Below are 16,414 nucleotides of genomic sequence, written 5' to 3' on the forward strand. Positions count from 1 at the left end.
AACCTTCCTGGCGAGGACGTGGGCGCTAGACGATGGGGCGGGCGGCGGGGCCGCGGTACAGCGGACGGGCCTGGTCGACGGCGGCGGCGACGGCCAGCGAATCGATGTCGTGGTAGGGGCGCGCGACGAACTGGACGCTGGTCGGCATCCCGCTGACGTCGAAACCGGACGGCAGCGCGGTCGAGGGGCAGCGGCCCACGATGTTGAACGGGCCCGTCATGAGACCGTCGCGGTCCACGTCGCCGGTGGGCTTGCCGTTGATGGTCGGTCCGTGCCCGATGTAGGGGTCGCCGGCGTCGAGCGACACCGTGGCCAGCGTCGGGCACATCAGGACCCGGTAACCGCTGAAGATCTCGGCGAGCGGCCGGTAGAACTCGGTCTCCGCGTCGAAGGTCTCCGCCATGGTCATCGAAGCCGAGCGACCGGTGCTGCGTGCGATGTACTCGACCACGTAGTCGTTGAGCAGTTCGGGCTTGCCACGAGAGAGGCTGGCGGCGGATGCGCCGGCGATGTGGCCGAAATGGGCGAAGAGGATGGTCTCGATCTGCTCGCGGGTCCACGGCAACTCGACCTCGTCGACGGTCACGCCGAGCCCGCGCAGCAGGTCCGCCGTCGCACGCAGATTGTCCACGATGCCCCGTTCGACCTCGTAGTCGCCGAGCGTGACACACATGGCCACACGCCAACCGCTCACGTCGGGCAGGGTCGCGGGCACGGCGAGTTTCGGGCTCAGCGTCGCGATGTCGTCGGGGTGGGGGCCCTGCATGACGTCGAACAGCAGCGCGGTGTCGGCGACGGTACGGGCCATCGGCCCGTTCTGGCAGTAGTGGTCGAGGTTCCAGGGCGTCACGTCCGGGACCCGGCCGTAGGACGGTTTGAGGCCGACGACGCCACAGAACGCCGCCGGGATGCGGATCGACCCACCGATGTCGGAACCCGTTGCCAGCGTCGTGGTTCCGGCGGCCAGTGCCGCGCCCGATCCACCGGAGGATCCGCCGGCCGATTTGGACAGGTCCCACGGTGACACGGTGACGCCCCACATGCGGCTGTGGGTGAACGGCACACAGCAGAATTCGGGGGTCGTCGTCCGGGCGTGCATGATGCCGCCGGCGTCGAAGATGCGCTGCGCCAGCGGATGTGTCGCCGTGGCATATTCGCCGGCGTGCACCAGCGAGCCTTCCGTCTGCAGCAGCCCCTCGACCGACACCTCGTCCTTGATCGCCACGGCGATACCCTCGAGCGGGCGGGCGGCGGAACCGTCACCCGCGTAGGCGTCCGCAGCGGCCTTCGCCTGCTCGAGAGCTCGGTCGAAGAACTGCTCGGTGAACGCGTTGATCTTCGGTTCGACGGCTTCGGCCCGCTCCACCAGCGCGGTCATCAACTCGACCGGCGACAGCTGCTTGCTGCGGAACAGGTCGAGCGCGTCAACCGCCGACAGATAGGCCAGTTCGTCGCAAGTCGTCATAGCGGGGTCCTCTCCGAAGCAGGGTTGTCAGGGGTCAGGGCGGCGCCACTGAGTTCGTCCGCCGCGGCGACCAGGCGACGGGTGTAGTCCTCACGGGGATCAGCCAGGAGTTCGGCGGTCGGACGGTCCTCGACGATCCGGCCCTCCCGCAGAACGGCTGTCCGGTGGGCGATCTCGGCGATGACGCCCAGGTCGTGTGAGACGAACAACAACGCCAGGTGCAGGTCGTCGCTGAGCCGCCTCAACATCTCGAGGATCTTCGCCTGCACCGACACGTCGAGCGCCGAGGTGATCTCATCGCAGATCAACAGGCGAGGGCGGGCGGCGAGCGCGGAGGCGATCATCACCCGTTGCCGCTGCCCACCGGATAGCTCGCCGGGCCGCTTGTCGGCCGTCGCCGCCGCGAGCTCGACGAGATCGAGGCTGCGCAGGACGTCATCCCGGACCTCCGTGCGGTCGAGTCGTCGGTCCGGGTCCAACCGCATCGGCCGTCCCACGATCTCCCCCACTGTCAGAGACGGGTTCAGCGACAGCGTCGGGTTCTGGAACACGACCTGAATTCCACGCAGCTCGTGTGGGGTGCGGTCGCGCACCGACAATGACAACTCGCGGTTCGCGAAGACCATGTTGCCCGATTCCGCGGCGACCAGACCACTGATGCAGCGGGTGAGTGTGGTCTTACCGCTGCCCGATTGCCCGGCGACCGCGACGCGCTCCCCCACCCCGACCTTGAGGGCGACGTCGTCGAGGATCGGCACGTACCGCCCGTTCTTGCGGTATCCGGCTCGGAGGGAATCGATTTCGAGCAACCGAGACGAGCGACTGACGCCCGCGGGGACGCTGGCGGTGATGCGACGGTGGTCGGGGATCGCCGCGATCAGGCGCCGCGTGTACGGGTGCTGGGGAGTGCGGAGAACCTGTGCAGTGTCGCCTTGTTCGACGATCGAGCCCTGGTACATCACGCACACGCGGTCGGCCAGGTCGGCGACGACACGCAGATCGTGGGACACGTAGACCATCGAGACGTTCAGCATGTCTCGCAACTTGCGGAGCTCGCGCAGCACGACGGCCTGGGTGAGCAGGTCGAGTCCGGTCGTCGGTTCGTCGAGGACGACCGCCTTGGGTTGTGCCGCGAGGGCGGCGCCGATCGCGAGGCGCTGCTGCTGCCCGCCGGAGAGCTGGTGCGGATAGCGGCGCAGGAAGTCGTCCCCGCTGGGGAGGTCGACTCGCTCCAGGGCCGCCTTGATGGACGCGCGGCCGGCATCGCGCCCGGGGTGCGCGGCCAGCATCGACCGAATCAGCTTCTCCACGCGCATGGCGGGGTTCAGCGCCGACGGCGGATCCTGCGGGATGTACGCGATCGTTCGCCCACGCAGATCGCGCAGCGCCGGACCGGTGAGACCGAGCACGTCGTGGTCGCCGACCTGGATCCGCCCGGACAGTTCGACCCCGGTGCCCGCGAACCCGAGCAGGGACAGGGCCGTGGTGGTCTTTCCACTACCGGATTCCCCGATGAGCCCGACGATTTCGCCGCGCCCGACCGAGAAGGAGACGCCGTCGAGGATCTTGGTTCCGTCCGCGAGCGTGGCATCGAGACCGGCGACGTCGATCAGTGTGGTCATGTCGGCGCTCCGGCGGTGGGGGCGAGACGGGTGGCGGAGGCGAATCGGCCGCGCCGCCGCGACTCGGCGGTCGCCCGATCGCCGACGAGGTTGACCGCGAACACGAACAACCCGATCAGGATCGCGGGCGCGAGCGTGGCGAGCGGCTGGGCCGGCAGGCCGACGCGGTTCTCCGACACCATCAGCGCCCAGTTCGACGACGGCGGCGCCTCACCGAGGCCGAGGAAGGTCGCGCCGGCGATCAGCATGATGGAGGAGGCGACGCGGGTGCCGAAGTCGGCCGCCAGGGTGGGCACGACGTTGGGGAGGATGTCGCGGCGGACGATCGCCGCGGTGCGCTCGCCGCGCAGTCGCGATGCGTCGATGAAGTTGGCGCGTGCGACATTCGACGCGGCCGCGCGTGCCAGTCGGCACACCTGCGGGAAGTGACCGATGACGACGGCGACGAGCACGACGAGGTGTCCCTTGCCGCTCGCGGTGGCCAGCAGCAGTAGGAGCAGGATCGGGGGGAACGCCAGTAGCACATCGTTGAGCCAGGTCAGTCCCTGTTCGGGCCGGCCGCCGCGCAACGCCATGAACATGCCGACCGGCGCGGCGAGCAGATACGCGGTGACGGCGACCCCGAGACCGCTCAGCACGAGGACCGCGCCGCCGTGCAGCAGGCGGGAGAAGACGTCACGGCCGAGCCCGTCGAGCCCGAGCAGCCCGGCGCCGCGGCTGTACGGCGCTCCGAGGACCTCGGTCGGGGAATGCGGCGCGAGAAGCGGTCCGAGGAACGCGATGCCGAGGACGATGGCCAGAAGCACCAGACCGGTGGTGCGTCGGGCCGTCATCGCGTGCCCCGCATACGCGGTGTGACCAGAACGATCAGCGCGTCATTGGCCGCGTTGACCACGACGTAGACCGCCGCGATCAGCGCTGTCACGCCGAGAATGACCGGGGAGTCGCGCTGCAGCGTCGAGTTCACCGCCTGCAGCCCGATTCCCGGGTACTGGAAGACCGTCTCGACCAGCACCACGCCGCCGATGAGGTAGACCAGAACGAACGACACGCTCTGGATACAGGGCGCCAACGCGTTGCGCAGCGCGTAGCCGAACAGGACCCGCCGCTCGGGAACACCGTTGAGCCGGGCCATCTTCACGTACTCCGAGCGCATCGTCTCCGCCACGCCGGCACGGACGATCCGCATCGCGTAACCGAGGTTGACCAGCACCATCGTCAGGACCGGCAGGATGAGCACCCTCGGGTCGGATAGCGGCCCGACCTCGGCGGGAAACAGGGAGATCGCCGGAATGACGCCGGCGCTCTGCACCCCGATGAGGTACGCCAGCAGCGCGCCGAGCGTGAACTCGGGCATGGACAGGAAGGCCAGGGTGGAACTGGAAATGACCCGGTCGGCCAGCGAGCCGGGGTTGGCCCCGGCGTAGGTGCCGAGGACGGCGGCGGTCGGGATGAGGATGACCGCGGCGATCCCGGCCAGCACCAACGAGTTCCAGATCCTCGGTCCGAGGATGTCGCTGACCGCTTGCCCGGAGACCAGCGAGGCGCCGAAGTCGCCGGTGACCGCATCGGTCAGCCACGACCAGTACCGGACCAGGATCGGATCGTGGAGGCCGAGCGACTCGCGGATCTGCGCGATCCGTTCAGGAGACGCGTTGCGGCCGAGCACCGCGCCCACGGCGTCGCCGGGGAGCAGGGCGGTCGCGAAGAAGGCGAGGGTCAGTACCACGAACAGCAGCGCCAGCGCGGCGCCGACTCGCCACAACACATTGGTCAGCAAGGGTGCGCGTCGGGCGGTGACCGGGCCCGGCGGTGCGGCCGTCGCGACCGACTCCGCGGTCACTGCTGTACCCAGGCCTCGTTGAGGCCGGCCATCCGGAAGCCCATCGCTTTGCCGCCGGCGTAGGCGTCCAGCCCGTGCACCCGGTTCGAGTGCGCGGTGATGAAATCGCCGTAACCCCAGACGATGTAGATGTGGGCGGCCTGGACCTGTTCGGCGAGGTCGGCGTAGGCGGCGTTGCGTTCGTCGTCGTCGAGGATGCTCTGCGCCTCCGCGAACGCCCGGTCGAATTCGGGGTTGGCGAAACCGATCTCGTCGAAGAAGGCGTCTTTGAGCATGGTGAGCCGGGCGACGTCCTGGAAGGAGTTGCCGATCCAGTTGGTCATACCGAAGTCCCAGCTGAGGTATCCGGCGTCAGGGTTGAACACGTCCTGGCCGGGGATGGTGTCGATGTTGATGGTGATGCCGGCGGCTTTGGCGGATTCCTGGAACACCTGGGCGCACTCGACCATGCCGGCGCCGCCCGGACCCATGGTGAGCGTGAGCGTCACCGGTGCCAGACCGGCCTTGTCCAACACTGCCCGGGCGCGCGCTGGGTCGTAGGAGATCTCGGGCGCATCCTTCGGGAACGACGGGAAGTTCAGCCCGAAGAGATCCGACGCGACGGTGCCCTTCCCCTGCAGTGCGACGTCGACGCATTTCTGCCGGTCGATGGCCAGCGCGAGCGCTTCGCGCAGTGCGGGGTTCTTCGTCGGCTCGGTGTCGGCGCGCAGGTAGAAGTTGGAGGCCGCCGCACCGGTCTTGCTGGTGGTCTGCATACCGCTCTGCTCGAGAGTGGACACAGAGGTGGGGGCCACGTCGACCGCCATGTCGATGGCGCCGGACAGCAGGGCGTTGGTTCGTGCGGTCTCGTCGGCCATCGGCACGATGACCAGTTCGTCGACGTGTGCCTTCTGGCCCCAGTAGGAATCGTTGCGGACGAAGACGCTGCGGTCGCCGCGGGTCCACGACTGGAATTTGAACGGTCCGGTGCCGACGGGTTTCTCGAAGTCGGTGGCGCCGTCCTTCACGATCGAGGTCGACGGGTCCACGAAGAAGGCGGGGAAGTCGCCGACGGGGGCACTGAGGCGGAACACGATCGTGTGGTCGTCGAGCCTCTCCGAGCGGTCCATGTCGACGGTGGCGAGCGTCGCCGAGGCGACGGCACCCGAATCTTTCACCCGCCGAATCGAATACAAGACGTCGGTTGCGGTCATGGGTGATCCGTCGTGGAATGTGACGTCATCGCGCAGTCGCACCGTCCATTCGGTGCCGTCTGCGTTCGGGGTGAACTCCTTGGCGAGCAACATTTCCGGGCTGCCCTCGGGGCTCAGCGCCGTCAGTTGGTCGTAGAGGGCGCCGATTCGGGTCTGGTCGGGGGCACTGAGCCATTTCGTCGGGTCCAGCGTCTCGGCTTGCCCGCCACCGATGGCCGACAGGGTCAACGTCCCGCCGTCCTCCGGTGGGCCGGCATCCGCTCCGCCGCCGGCGGGAGAGGTTGGGGCGCCGCCACAACCGGCGGCGAACACCGTTGTCGCCGCGACGATGGCGGCCAGCAGAGCAGTTTTTGGGCGCAGTCGAGTACCAAAGGTCACGTCTAGGACTTCCTTCAGGGGCGGGGTGAGGGCGGGGTCGACGGCCCCGCGGCGTTGCGGTGGCGGTCGGCGGACGTGGTGGAGCCTGTTGCCGGCTGTGTCAGTGCTTCTCGACGGTGGTCATGACGGCGAAGATCCTCACGCCGTGGCTGTTTCGCTCCAGCCAGCCGTAGACGACCTCGTCGAGGTCCGCCAGCTGCGCCATGCTGATACAGCACGACTCGGTGGCCACGGTCGCGCCGAGTTCGACGAGCACCGGTCGCAGTTGCGTTTCGGCGGCGAGGTAATGCTTGTCCGATCCGATGGTCATGAACGGCACCGCGAAGATGCCGCGCAGTTCGCCGGCCTCGAAGTGGTCGAGGAAGGCCTTGAGCATGCCGGTGTAGCTGGCCTTGAACGTCGGCGATGCGACGACGGCGACGTCACTGGCGAGCACCTGCCGCTTCGCCGCGGCGACCCGCTCGGAGGTCCAGTCGAAGAGCTCGGCGGCGAAGTCGCTCAACTCGATGACGGTGATGTCGGCGTCGTCGGCCAGGCGGGATGAAAGTGCCCTGGCCGCAGCAAGAGTGCGGGATCCGGCTTTGGGATTGCCACACACGATGGCGACCTTCATGGTTCTCCGTCCGGGGAGTCGACGGGCGCATCGTTGCGCCGGTTGAGAGAAGCGATGTCGTCGTCGCCGCCCTGACTACCGGGCACTGCTGCGACCCCTAGAACGTAACTCGAACAGTTGTTTCCAATACGGATAGATCTGTAAAACTTTGGTTACGCAACTAATTGAGCGGGCCTGAGTCGGTTTGACGCATGAACACGTAGCCTTTCGCCACTGATTCCGTAGGTCGAGCCGTCACCAGTCGTGGTCGCACAGCGTGCAACGCCACTGGTCGTCTTTGGGACAGCACCCGCCGATCGCGAGCCACGGTCCCCACGCCCACGGCTCCGCCGGCATCCCGTACTGGATTCGTTGTGTCCGTCGCCCGTGGCAATAGGGGCACTGCGGGTGTTCGGCGAAGCGGAACTCGATGAAGTTGTCGCGTCCGCTGTCGCGCATGGCGTCCCGGCAGCGGCGGCAGACCACGGCCGGCCAGTCGGTGGCGGTGGTCCTGAGCCAGGGCGGAGCGCAACGAACCGGTGCGTCGCCGATGCTCCGGATCGGCGAGTCCGGCTCGGGGCGACGAGGTGGGGCGACGGTGTGCACGTGGATCCGGTCGCGGGCGTCGTCCCCCGTCAAGTCGATCTCGTCCCCGCACCCGTGACAGGTTTCGCTGAAGCGCAACAGGTTTCGCGCAGCGACCAGCGACGAGTGTCCGAGCCGATCGTACGGGTCACCGATCACCCGGCTCTCGTGCAGCGCGAGGATCACCCGCTCGGCGTCCTCATCGTCGAGGCGCCACGTCATGAACAGGTTGTCCTCGAGGTCGAGGACGCGCGCCAATGTGCTGACATCGACGAGGTCGACGCGGTACCCCCACAAGGCGGCCACCGCGCCGCCGAATCCCTCATCACCGATGCGGGGCAGCACGGTCAGCGCCGAGACCGGGTCCGTGCCCAGGATGACGAGGGCGTAGTCGCCGGGACGGGCTGCGGCGAACGCATACCGCCACGGACGGTACGGCGAGCGGGGCTCGAGCAGCGTGATGATGCCGTCTTTCCAGTCGGCGGCCTCGATGATGTGCAGGCGGTGGTGGATCGTTTGCGTCACCTACCGATTCTCCCAGCACGGTATGACATTTCCGGGTGCGGAAGACGTCCACTGTCGGCGCTGCGGCACCAGGAGAATCCCAGTGCCGCAGCGCCGTAGAGGGTTCAGACGGTGAAGCCGCCGTCGATGTTGAGGTTGGCGCCGGTGATGTACCCGGACTCCGGGCCGGCGAGGAAGCTCACGAACGCGGCGACGTCGGTGGTCTGGCCGTACCGCCCCTGCGCGGTGACGGCCTTGAGGCTTTCGGCGAACTCACCCCCGTCGGCGGGATTGGCATCGGTGTCGATCGGACCCGGTTGCACGTTGTTCACCGTGATGCCGCGCGGCCCGAGTTCGCGTGCCAACCCGCGGGTGAACGACGCCACCGCCCCCTTGGTCATGCCGTAGACCGAAATCCCCGGCCCAGGAATGCGGTCGGCGTTGATGCTGCCGATGTTGATGATCCGGGCGCCCTCGCCGAGGTGTTTGATCGCGCTGCGGGTCGTCCAGAACATGCTGCCGATGTTGATCGCAACCTGGCGGTCGAACTCCTCGCCCGGATAGTCGTCGATCGCGGCCATGTGCGCGACGGCGGCGTTGTTCACCACGATGTCCAGGCCGCCGAGTTCGGCGACGGCGCGCTCCACGGCGCTGACGGTCTGGGTGGGATCGGCCGCGTCGGCCTGGATGGCCACCGCCGTGCCGCCGTCCGCGGTCACCTCGGCGACGAGCTTGTCCGCGTTCGTGCCCGAGGCCGAGTACGTGAACGCGACTGCGGCGCCGTCGGCGGCCAGTCGGCGCACGATCTCCGCGCCGATCCCGCGGGACCCGCCGGTCACCAGGGCGCGCCGCCCGGTCAGGGGTTCTGTGGTCATGTCGATGGCCTCCTCGTAATTACGAACCGCTGTGTTACTTAGTACGCTGAGGTCAAGCCGGTTCCTAAGCGGGGCATTCCCGATGTGACTGGCATCACAGAAGGGTGGTTCCGGAATGACGATCGGCCGGCCACGCGAATTCGACCCTGACCAGGTCGAGCAGGCGGCGATGAAACTCTTCTGGGAGCGGGGGTTCGACGCAGTCTCCATCTCCGACGTGACCGCCGCGACCGGGGTCAACCGCCGCAGCATCTACGCCGAGTTCGGGTCGAAGGAGAATCTGTTCGACCGGGCGTTCCAGCGCTACCTCGAAGGGCCGAGCGCCTACACGGCCGAAGCGCTGACGCGGTCCACGGCCCGCGAGGTCGCCGAGGCGATGGTGCACGGCGCCGCCGAGACCGTCAGCGGCGACGTCCACGGCTGCATGACGGTCGGCGAGGCGCCCGGTCTGGCCGAGTGGCGCGACGCGACCGTGCACCGGCTCGCCGAACGCTTCGATGCCGACGATGCGTTTTCCCACACGGACACACTGCTTCTGGCGCGCTGGATCGCAGCGGTGTGTCAGGGCATCGCGATCCAGGCCCGCAGCGGCGCCACCCGCGAAGAACTGCACGCGGTGGCGGATCTCGCGCTCACGGGGTGGCCGCAGAACTAGCTCTGCGCGGCGACCGCGACGCGGCCGAGCCGCGCGTCGTCGGCGGCGTCGACGAACGCCCCGAACAGCCGCATCCGGTCGTCCTCGGGACCGTCGTCGTCCTCGGGGTGCCACTGCACGCCGAGGTAGAACTTCTCGGGGTCCTCGACGCCTTCGGTGATTCCGTCGAGCGCGCGGGCGGCGACCACGAGGCCGCGGCCGACGGTGTCGACGGCCTGGTGGTGCCCGGACCGCGCGGTCACCCGGTCGGTGCCGAGGATCGACGCCAGCCGTGTGCCCGGCATGATGTCGACCGGTTCGTCGACGAACTCCGGTTCGCCCGGAGCGCCGTGGTGCAGCGCGTAGTCGACGATGTCGCCGATGATGGTGCCGCCGCGGGCGACGTTGAGCAACTGCGAGCCGCGGCAGATCCCGAAGATCGGCCGGCCGGCTGCCTCGGCGGCGGCGATCGCGGCGAACGCGTCACGGTCGGCGCGGGCGTCGACGCCGTAGGACTTCGGGTGCTGCGCCGCCCCGCCGTAACAGGAGGCGTCGATGTCACCGCCGCCGAGCAGCAACAAGCCGTCGAATTCGCCCGCGGCCGTCGGGTTTTCCAGCGCCGTGGTGGTGTCCCAGAGTTCGTAGGACGCGCCGAGGTCGACCAGGGTGCCCAGCGCGACGCGGGTGAACCGCCGGATCAGCGCGACGTCCTCGGCGCTGATGTCGGGGAAGTTCAGCGACGCCAGCACACAGACGTGCGCGCGCGGGTGCTCCGGGGCGGGTCGCTCCGGGGTGACGTCCTCCAGCCGCACCGTCTCGGCGGTCATGTCGTGGAGTCCCTTCGTTTCCGGGCGCGGTCCACCAGGTCGGTGAACAGCGCGGCGTCGGTCGCCGAGGCGGCGTGGCGGTCCTCGGGATGCCATTGCACGGCCACGATGTCCGCGTGACGGTGCTCGACCGCCTCGATCACGCCGTCGGGCGCGAGGGCGGTGACCACCAGGCCGGGCGCCAACCGGTCGACGGCCTGGTGGTGGTACGACGAGACGTCGATGGTCTGGGCTCCGACGATGCCGTGCAGCCGGGACTCCCGCTCGACGTGGACATCGTGAATCGCGTTGTGATGCAACGTCGATGTCTCGACGATGTGTTGGGTCAGCGTGCCGCCGAGCGCGACGTTGAGCACCTGCATGCCCCGGCAGATCGCCAGGGTGGGCAGGTCGAGCTCGAGCACCGCGCGGGTGACGCCGAGTTCGTAGTCGTCCTGGAACGCGACGGTCCCGGTCGTCTCGGGGACAGGCTCGGCGCCGTAGCGCCGCGGCTCCACGTCGGCGCCGCCCGGCAGCAGCACCCCGTCGAAACGTGCGAGCCGGTGCGGCATCTCGGTCAGCGGGTCGGCGGCGGGGCCGTGCAGGATGACCGGTTCCCCGCCGGCCGCCCACACCGCTTCGCAGATGGCCTCGGCGGCGAGGGTCGCCGAGAAGCGCAGGATCGGCACCTGCGCGGCCCGGCGACCCACCACCGCCACCAGCGGTCGGGTCACTCAGTCCCCCGCGAACGGGTAGTCGAGGGTCGGCAACCACTCCTCCCAGACCTTGCGCAGCCGCCCGGATTCGATGAGCCGACCGAGCGCCCCGTCGAGTTCGGCGAGCGTGTCGGGCCGGTCCTTCGAGACCGCGATCCCCCACCGGTTGCCGGTCTGCACGGTGAACGCCAGTTCGTAATCGGGGTGGGTGGCGCCCAGCGGGACGAACACGACGTCGTCGTCGACCACCGCGTCGACCTCACCGGCCAGCAGCGCGGCGAGCATGTCGGCGTACACGTCGTCCGACCCGGCGCCGAACGGCACGGGCTCTGCGCCGGTGAACGTCTGTGCCAGCGCCATATTCGTGCTGTTCTCGATCGCGGCGACCTTGCGGCCGACGAGGTCCTCCGGGGCGTGGATGCCCGAGCCGCGCCGGACCAGCACCCCCTCGTGGAAGATCGCGTACGGCCGGGTGAAGTCGACCTGCGCCTGCCGTTCGGCGGTGATGCCCTGACCGCACAGCACCGCGTCGGCGTCGCCGCGCTGCACCGACGGGATCATGTCGACCCACGGCACCCGCACCCATTCGATGGGCCGGCCGAGTTCGGCGCCCAAGACCTCGGCGACACCGGGTTCGTAGCCCTGGCGCCCGTTCTCGGGGGTCCAGAGCGAGAACAGCGGCGGCGCTTCGGCGTCGAGGCAGGCCAGCTTGAGGGGTTTCGTCATGGCGTGTCATTCCAATACATTTCGCGCTCCCATTCGGTCACATGTCCACAGAATCGGGCCCACTCGTCGGCGTGGAAGTCGACGAGCAATGCCGACAGTTCCGGTCCGAACGCCTGGTTGAGCACCTCGTCGGCGCGGAAGGCGCCGATGGCCTCCCCGAGTGTCAGGGGCAGCGCCGGGAACCGGTCGTCGACCGGCGCGTCGTAGGACGAACCCTGGGTGGGCTGGCCGGGGTCGATCGCGTTCTTCATCCCGTCCTCGCAGGCGGCCAGGATCACCGCGTGCGACAGGTACGGGTTGACCGCGGCGTCGGGCAGCTTGTATTCGAGCCGGCCGACCGCCGAGAGCCGCACGGTGCACGTCTTGTTGTCCAGGCCCCAGTTGATCCGCGACGGCGCGAATTGTCCGGCATCCCAATAGCGTTTGTATGAGTTCACAGTCGAGCCGTTGATCAGCATCGCACCCGCGGAGTGCGCGAGCAGCCCGCCGAGCGCGTGCTTGCCGAGGTCGGACAAGTGCAGTTCGGTCACGCCGGGTTCGGCGAGGACGTTGACCCCGTCGCGCCAGAAGCTGAAGTTGTGGTGGCAGCCGTTGCCCATCATGCCGGTGGCGGGTTTGGGCATGAAGCTGGCCTCGATGCCGAGTTCGCGGGCCACCTGCTTGCAGATCTGCCGGTAGGTGGTGAGCCGGTCGGCGGTGAGGTCGGCGCGGTCGTACATGAAGTTGAGCTCGACCTGGAACTCGTCCTCGTAGTCGCCCTCGATCATGTCCAGGCCGAGTGCCTGCGCGTACTCGACGACCTTGGCGACGATCGGCCGGTTCCGCTCGAGGTGCTCGATGTGGTACGCCGGGCTCGACCCGGGCCGGAACTGCGCCTCCAGACCCTCACCCTGCCAGGTCATCTCGGGTTCGCAGCCGGTCCGCAGCTCGAGCCCGGTCCGGTCGGTGAACCGCGTGAGCATCCGGCGCAGCAGTCCCCGGGTGTCACAGGCGAATTCGGCGCCGGCCCGCTCGGGCAGGTGGTCGGGTTCGTAGAGGCGGCAGAACACCCGCGCAAACCGGGTGTCCCACGGCAGCACCGCGAAGGTCTCCAGATCCGGGATCGCGGTGTACTCCGGCGCGTTGACCCCGCCGGCGAGCAGGATGCCCTCGCGGGTGCCCTGCAGGTTGGCGATCGCGGTCTGATGCTGCTGCACGCCCCGCACCGCGAGCCGCTCGAAATGCCGTGCGGGAGCGACCTTACCGACGACGCGGCCGGTGATGGTGATGGCCTGGAAGTACACGAACTCCACACCGCGCTCGGCGATCGTGGACAGGACCTCGGCCAGGTCGGGACTGGAGGCGTTGGCCTCGCGATGCAGGTCGAGCGGGGTGATGGTCATCGCGGATCAGTCCTCGATGAAGATGGCCTGGACGGGGCACACGTCGGCCGCGTCTTCGACGTAGGCCCGCTCGGAATCATCCGGGCTGCCGTTGTATTCGAGGTTCCCCTCGTCGTTGAGGGTGAACACGGCGGGTGCGGCGATCGTGCACTGGCCGTGGTCCTGACATTTCGCGAGATCGACGGTGATGTGCATGTCGGCGTTCCTTTCAGGGGGCGGGGGTGAAGCCGATGGGCAACGTGATCGGACCGGTGTTGCCGGAGTCGGGCAACCAGGTGGCACCGGGCAGTTCGTGGGGGTCGCGCAGCCTGCGGGCGAGCAGGGGCAGCGCCTCGCTCATGTCCGAGCGGGCGACGAAGTGGCCGAGGCAGTGATGGGCTCCGCCACCGAAACCGGCGTGCGGCTTGCGTTCTGCGGTGATGTCGAAGCCTGGTTCGAAGACCCGGGGGTCGGTGCCCGCCGACTCGCTGTAGAGGTGCACGGTGGTGCCCGCGGTGAGCGTGATGCCCTCGTACTCGAAGTCCTCGATCACTTCGCGGGTCACCCAGCGCACGGTGGGGTTGACGCGCATGACCTCCTCGACGGCCTTGCCGCCGAGGTCCGGACGCTCGGCGAGCAGCCGCCACTGGTCGGGGTGGGCCATGAAGGTCTGCATCGCCAGGCCGAGCTGGTTGCGGGTGGTGTCGAAGCCGCCGAAGATCAAGAGCACCATGGCATCTCGGAGTTCAGTGTCGCTGAGCCGGCCGTCCTCCGGCCGGGACGCGTTGACCAGCGTGGTGACGAAGTCGTCGCGCGGGTTGGCTCGGCGGTCGGCGATGAGCGCGTCGCAGTAGTCGTACAGCGTCTGCAGCGCGGCCTCGATCTGGGGCAGGTCTTCGCGGATCGTCACGCCGAGCGCGAGGCCGATAGTCGCCGATTCACGGGCGATGACCTGCCATTCGCTCTCCGGGATACCGAGCATGATCGCGATGACCCGGGCCGCATAGGGTTCGGCGAACTCGCTGACGAATTCGCAGCGGTCGGGTTCGGCGAACCCGGCGATGAGTTCTTCGGCCAGCGCCTGGAACCGGGGTACCAGTCCGCCGATCAGCTTGTGCGAGAAGGCCGGATTCATCAGCCGGCGCAGCCGGTGGTGCTCCTCGCCCTCCTTGTTGAGGATCCAGCTGGCGAACCAGTCGGCGAACGGCCCTTCGGTGACGCCGTTGTGCGCGGGCCACGCCGCGCTGCCCTGCCGCAGCTTCGGATGCTTGAGCAGACGGTTCACCTGCTCGTAGCGCAGCACGGCGAGCCCGTATTCGGTGGTCGCGTACCAGCTCTGTTCACGGGCGGCGTGCACCTCGTCCGAGGTGATCGAGAACCCCGGATCGCTGACTGTGAATTCTGGAACGGAATCGAGAATGGCCGACGACATCAGTGCTACCTCCAAGAGTGCGACCGATTGGTCACTAAATACTCTAGAAGTGGGTTCTTTAAGTCAACAGCTGGAGCGAGATTGCTCGTTAAAAACCCGTTACGCCGTCTCGGGGCCCGCGATCGCCACGACCCAGCCGGTGCCCAAGGGCATTTCGGCGACATCCCGGAAATCGTCGCCGGCGGCGGGCATGGCGGGCAGCCGCGATCCGACGATCCACCGCGGGGTGTTGGCGGCGATGACCCGGCGTTCGGTGTTGACGATGACGGCGTTCTCGTCGGTTTGGCGCAGCACGTCGAGCAGGCGCCGTTCGGTCTCCCCGACCACCAGATCCGCACCCGCGACGCCGAGGAACGTCTCGCCCACGACGATCGGGACCGTCGCGGTGATTGTGTACATGTCGGAACCGCTGTAGTCGACGTAGGGGCCGTAGGCCACGCGCTGCTGACCGCGTTTGGCCAGCCGGTACCAGTCCATCTGCAGGTAGTCGTAGACGTCGATGCTGGTCGGGTCGAAGTTCAGCCGCAGCCGCGCCACCCGGTCGTTGGTGCGCTGCCACCAGGCCATGTAGCGCTCCATGCCCTCGACGACGAACGGCGCGGCGACGAAGCCCATCCCCCACACCGCGTGCTCGTCGCGCAGCCGGTCGGCCAGTTGGCGGTGCAGTTTGGTCAGGTGCGCCTCGCTCAGCGCGGCCCGCGGCGGGCGGCAGCGCAGCACCTCGTCGGCGACCTCTTCGAGCAGGTCGTAGAAGGGCGTCAGCGACTGTGACGCGGCCTCGGCCAGGAGTGCGGCCGGCGATTGCGTTGTCATGATTGCGGTCCCGCTTGGGTGGTGAGGTCCAGGTTGACCTGGGTCAGGCGCGCGAGTTGGCCCATCACGTGCGCTTCGGCGAGCCTGCGCGCTTCCTCGCCCTTCTCCGACGCCACCGCGGCGGCGATCGCGTGCTGCTCCTCGACGTGGGCGTCGACGTCGATCTCCGGGTGGATCGGCAGCCACACCAGCCCGGCCACCTCGGCCTGCAGATTGGCTTCGCGGCGGGCCAGCCGCGCCGACTGCGAGGCCATCGCGACCTGGATGTGGAAGCGGCTGTCGGCGCGGATGCGGTCCCCCAGCGTCGCCGCGGAGCCGAGCTGGTCGGTCAGCGCGAACAGGCGACGAACGGCGTAGGGCGCCGCGCGTTCGGCGGCCAGCCGGGCGGCCTGCCCGGAGATCGCGGTGTGCTCGTCGAACAGATCGCGCAGGTCAGAGGCGCTCATCGCGGCCAGGCGCGCGGTGAGCTTGTCCACCGGAGGTCCGGCGGGGCGGCGCACGAACGAGCCGCCGCTGCGTCCGCGGCGGGTCTCGACGAGCTCCTGTTCGCGCAGCGTCGCCAGCGCTTCGCGCACGGTCATCGGCGCGACGCCGAACTGGGCGGCGAGGTCGATCTCGACGGGGAGACGCTCGCCGTCGTCGAGCAGGCCGAGGTGGATGGCCTCGGTGATGCGTTGGACGATCTCGTCGGCACGGCCCACCGGCGCCTCGGCAGCGACGAGCGGCGACAACGACGACACGGCCACCCCTCCTCCGCGATCCGGCGAACCCGTCACCGGAATTTACAGGAATGTCGGCGAATTTCGCCGTTCCTGTTGCCGCCTAAACCATAGGACTGTAGTTTTCCGCACACCCGGGTTCCTGCACGT

General features: G+C 68.6%; 17 protein-coding genes. 1 reads left to right on the forward strand and 16 read right to left on the reverse strand.

Annotated features, from left to right (window positions below; translation table 11 throughout):
* Positions 1-25: 25 nt before the first annotated feature.
* The 8 genes from AU194_RS04095 to AU194_RS04130 form a co-directional block, all read right to left on the reverse strand.
* Positions 26-1,465: an amidase gene (locus AU194_RS04095; RefSeq protein WP_059087951.1), complete on the reverse strand. Its 1,440-nt coding sequence runs from the start codon at positions 1,463-1,465 to the stop codon at positions 26-28.
* Positions 1,462-3,087 (reverse strand): ABC transporter ATP-binding protein, encoded by a 1,626-nt coding sequence (locus AU194_RS04100; RefSeq protein WP_059087952.1) that lies wholly within the window; start codon positions 3,085-3,087, stop codon positions 1,462-1,464. The genes AU194_RS04095 and AU194_RS04100 overlap by 4 nt, the downstream gene beginning before the upstream one ends.
* Entirely contained in the window at positions 3,084-3,920 is an 837-nt protein-coding gene (locus AU194_RS04105; protein ID WP_059087953.1) for an ABC transporter permease, read from the reverse strand. The genes AU194_RS04100 and AU194_RS04105 overlap by 4 nt, the downstream gene beginning before the upstream one ends.
* Positions 3,917-4,930, reverse strand: coding sequence for an ABC transporter permease (locus AU194_RS04110; RefSeq protein WP_059087954.1), 1,014 nt, complete (start codon positions 4,928-4,930; stop codon positions 3,917-3,919). Before AU194_RS04110 ends, AU194_RS04105 begins: the two co-directional genes overlap by 4 nt.
* Positions 4,927-6,501 carry an ABC transporter substrate-binding protein gene (locus AU194_RS04115; protein ID WP_157575886.1) on the reverse strand — a complete coding sequence of 525 codons (1,575 nt, stop codon included), beginning with the start codon at positions 6,499-6,501 and terminating at the stop codon, positions 4,927-4,929. The genes AU194_RS04110 and AU194_RS04115 overlap by 4 nt, the downstream gene beginning before the upstream one ends.
* Before the next feature lie 100 nt (positions 6,502-6,601).
* Entirely contained in the window at positions 6,602-7,114 is a 513-nt protein-coding gene (locus AU194_RS04120; RefSeq protein WP_059087956.1) for an NADPH-dependent FMN reductase, read from the reverse strand.
* Between the two features lie 234 nt (positions 7,115-7,348).
* Positions 7,349-8,203 (reverse strand): hypothetical protein, encoded by an 855-nt coding sequence (locus AU194_RS32460; RefSeq protein WP_231743156.1) that lies wholly within the window; start codon positions 8,201-8,203, stop codon positions 7,349-7,351.
* A gap of 104 nt (positions 8,204-8,307) precedes the next feature.
* Positions 8,308-9,057, reverse strand: coding sequence for a 3-oxoacyl-ACP reductase family protein (locus tag AU194_RS04130; protein WP_059087957.1), 750 nt, complete (start codon positions 9,055-9,057; stop codon positions 8,308-8,310).
* A 115-nt stretch (positions 9,058-9,172) separates the two neighbouring features.
* Here AU194_RS04130 and AU194_RS04135 point away from each other — a divergent pair, with 115 nt between their 5' ends.
* Entirely contained in the window at positions 9,173-9,712 is a 540-nt protein-coding gene (locus AU194_RS04135; protein WP_059087958.1) for a TetR/AcrR family transcriptional regulator, read from the forward strand.
* Here AU194_RS04135 and AU194_RS04140 read toward each other — a convergent pair.
* From AU194_RS04140 to AU194_RS04175, 8 genes are all read right to left on the reverse strand, one after another.
* On the reverse strand, positions 9,709-10,518 hold the full coding sequence (locus AU194_RS04140; protein WP_059087959.1) for a gamma-glutamyl-gamma-aminobutyrate hydrolase family protein: 810 nt from the start codon (positions 10,516-10,518) through the stop codon (positions 9,709-9,711). The two genes, AU194_RS04135 and AU194_RS04140, sit on opposite strands and share 4 nt — an antisense overlap.
* A complete protein-coding gene (locus AU194_RS04145; RefSeq protein ID WP_059087960.1) occupies positions 10,515-11,231 on the reverse strand; it encodes a gamma-glutamyl-gamma-aminobutyrate hydrolase family protein in 717 nt (238 codons plus the stop codon). The genes AU194_RS04140 and AU194_RS04145 overlap by 4 nt, the downstream gene beginning before the upstream one ends.
* Positions 11,232-11,939 (reverse strand): ABC transporter substrate-binding protein, encoded by a 708-nt coding sequence (locus tag AU194_RS04150; RefSeq protein WP_059087961.1) that lies wholly within the window; start codon positions 11,937-11,939, stop codon positions 11,232-11,234.
* Positions 11,936-13,321, reverse strand: a complete 1,386-nt coding sequence (locus AU194_RS04155) for a glutamine synthetase family protein (protein ID WP_059087962.1) — start codon at positions 13,319-13,321, stop codon at positions 11,936-11,938. Before AU194_RS04155 ends, AU194_RS04150 begins: the two co-directional genes overlap by 4 nt.
* 6 nt (positions 13,322-13,327) lie before the next feature.
* Positions 13,328-13,516: a ferredoxin gene (locus AU194_RS04160; RefSeq protein WP_059087963.1), complete on the reverse strand. Its 189-nt coding sequence runs from the start codon at positions 13,514-13,516 to the stop codon at positions 13,328-13,330.
* 13 nt (positions 13,517-13,529) lie between these two features.
* A complete protein-coding gene (locus AU194_RS04165) occupies positions 13,530-14,732 on the reverse strand; it encodes a cytochrome P450 (protein ID WP_059087964.1) in 1,203 nt (400 codons plus the stop codon).
* Between the two features lie 99 nt (positions 14,733-14,831).
* A complete protein-coding gene (locus AU194_RS04170) occupies positions 14,832-15,545 on the reverse strand; it encodes a cache domain-containing protein (protein WP_059087965.1) in 714 nt (237 codons plus the stop codon).
* The gene (locus tag AU194_RS04175) at positions 15,542-16,285 is read right to left on the reverse strand and encodes a FadR/GntR family transcriptional regulator (RefSeq protein WP_059087987.1); all 744 of its coding nucleotides are present in this window, start codon (positions 16,283-16,285) and stop codon (positions 15,542-15,544) included. Before AU194_RS04175 ends, AU194_RS04170 begins: the two co-directional genes overlap by 4 nt.
* Positions 16,286-16,414 lie beyond the last annotated feature (129 nt).

Source organism: Mycobacterium sp. GA-2829, assembly GCF_001499965.1.
In the GTDB taxonomy this organism is placed as follows: Bacteria; Actinomycetota; Actinomycetes; order Mycobacteriales; family Mycobacteriaceae; genus Mycobacterium.

Bases quoted from the DNA above. Each gene is read 5' to 3' on its own strand.
- AU194_RS04155 (WP_059087962.1), bottom strand. From the start codon at position 13,321: ATGACCATCACCCCGCTCGACCTGCATCGCGAGGCCAACGCCTCCAGT.
- AU194_RS04105 (WP_059087953.1), bottom strand. From the start codon at position 3,920: ATGACGGCCCGACGCACCACCGGTCTGGTGCTTCTGGCCATCGTCCTC.
- AU194_RS04140 (WP_059087959.1), bottom strand. From the start codon at position 10,518: ATGACCGCCGAGACGGTGCGGCTGGAGGACGTCACCCCGGAGCGACCC.
- AU194_RS04120 (WP_059087956.1), bottom strand. From the start codon at position 7,114: ATGAAGGTCGCCATCGTGTGTGGCAATCCCAAAGCCGGATCCCGCACT.
- AU194_RS04150 (WP_059087961.1), bottom strand. From the start codon at position 11,939: ATGACGAAACCCCTCAAGCTGGCCTGCCTCGACGCCGAAGCGCCGCCG.
- AU194_RS04095 (WP_059087951.1), bottom strand. From the start codon at position 1,465: ATGACGACTTGCGACGAACTGGCCTATCTGTCGGCGGTTGACGCGCTC.
- AU194_RS04130 (WP_059087957.1), bottom strand. From the start codon at position 9,057: ATGACCACAGAACCCCTGACCGGGCGGCGCGCCCTGGTGACCGGCGGG.
- AU194_RS04170 (WP_059087965.1), bottom strand. From the start codon at position 15,545: ATGACAACGCAATCGCCGGCCGCACTCCTGGCCGAGGCCGCGTCACAG.
- AU194_RS04135 (WP_059087958.1), top strand. From the start codon at position 9,173: ATGACGATCGGCCGGCCACGCGAATTCGACCCTGACCAGGTCGAGCAG.
- AU194_RS04160 (WP_059087963.1), bottom strand. From the start codon at position 13,516: ATGCACATCACCGTCGATCTCGCGAAATGTCAGGACCACGGCCAGTGC.
- AU194_RS04100 (WP_059087952.1), bottom strand. From the start codon at position 3,087: ATGACCACACTGATCGACGTCGCCGGTCTCGATGCCACGCTCGCGGAC.
- AU194_RS04165 (WP_059087964.1), bottom strand. From the start codon at position 14,732: ATGTCGTCGGCCATTCTCGATTCCGTTCCAGAATTCACAGTCAGCGAT.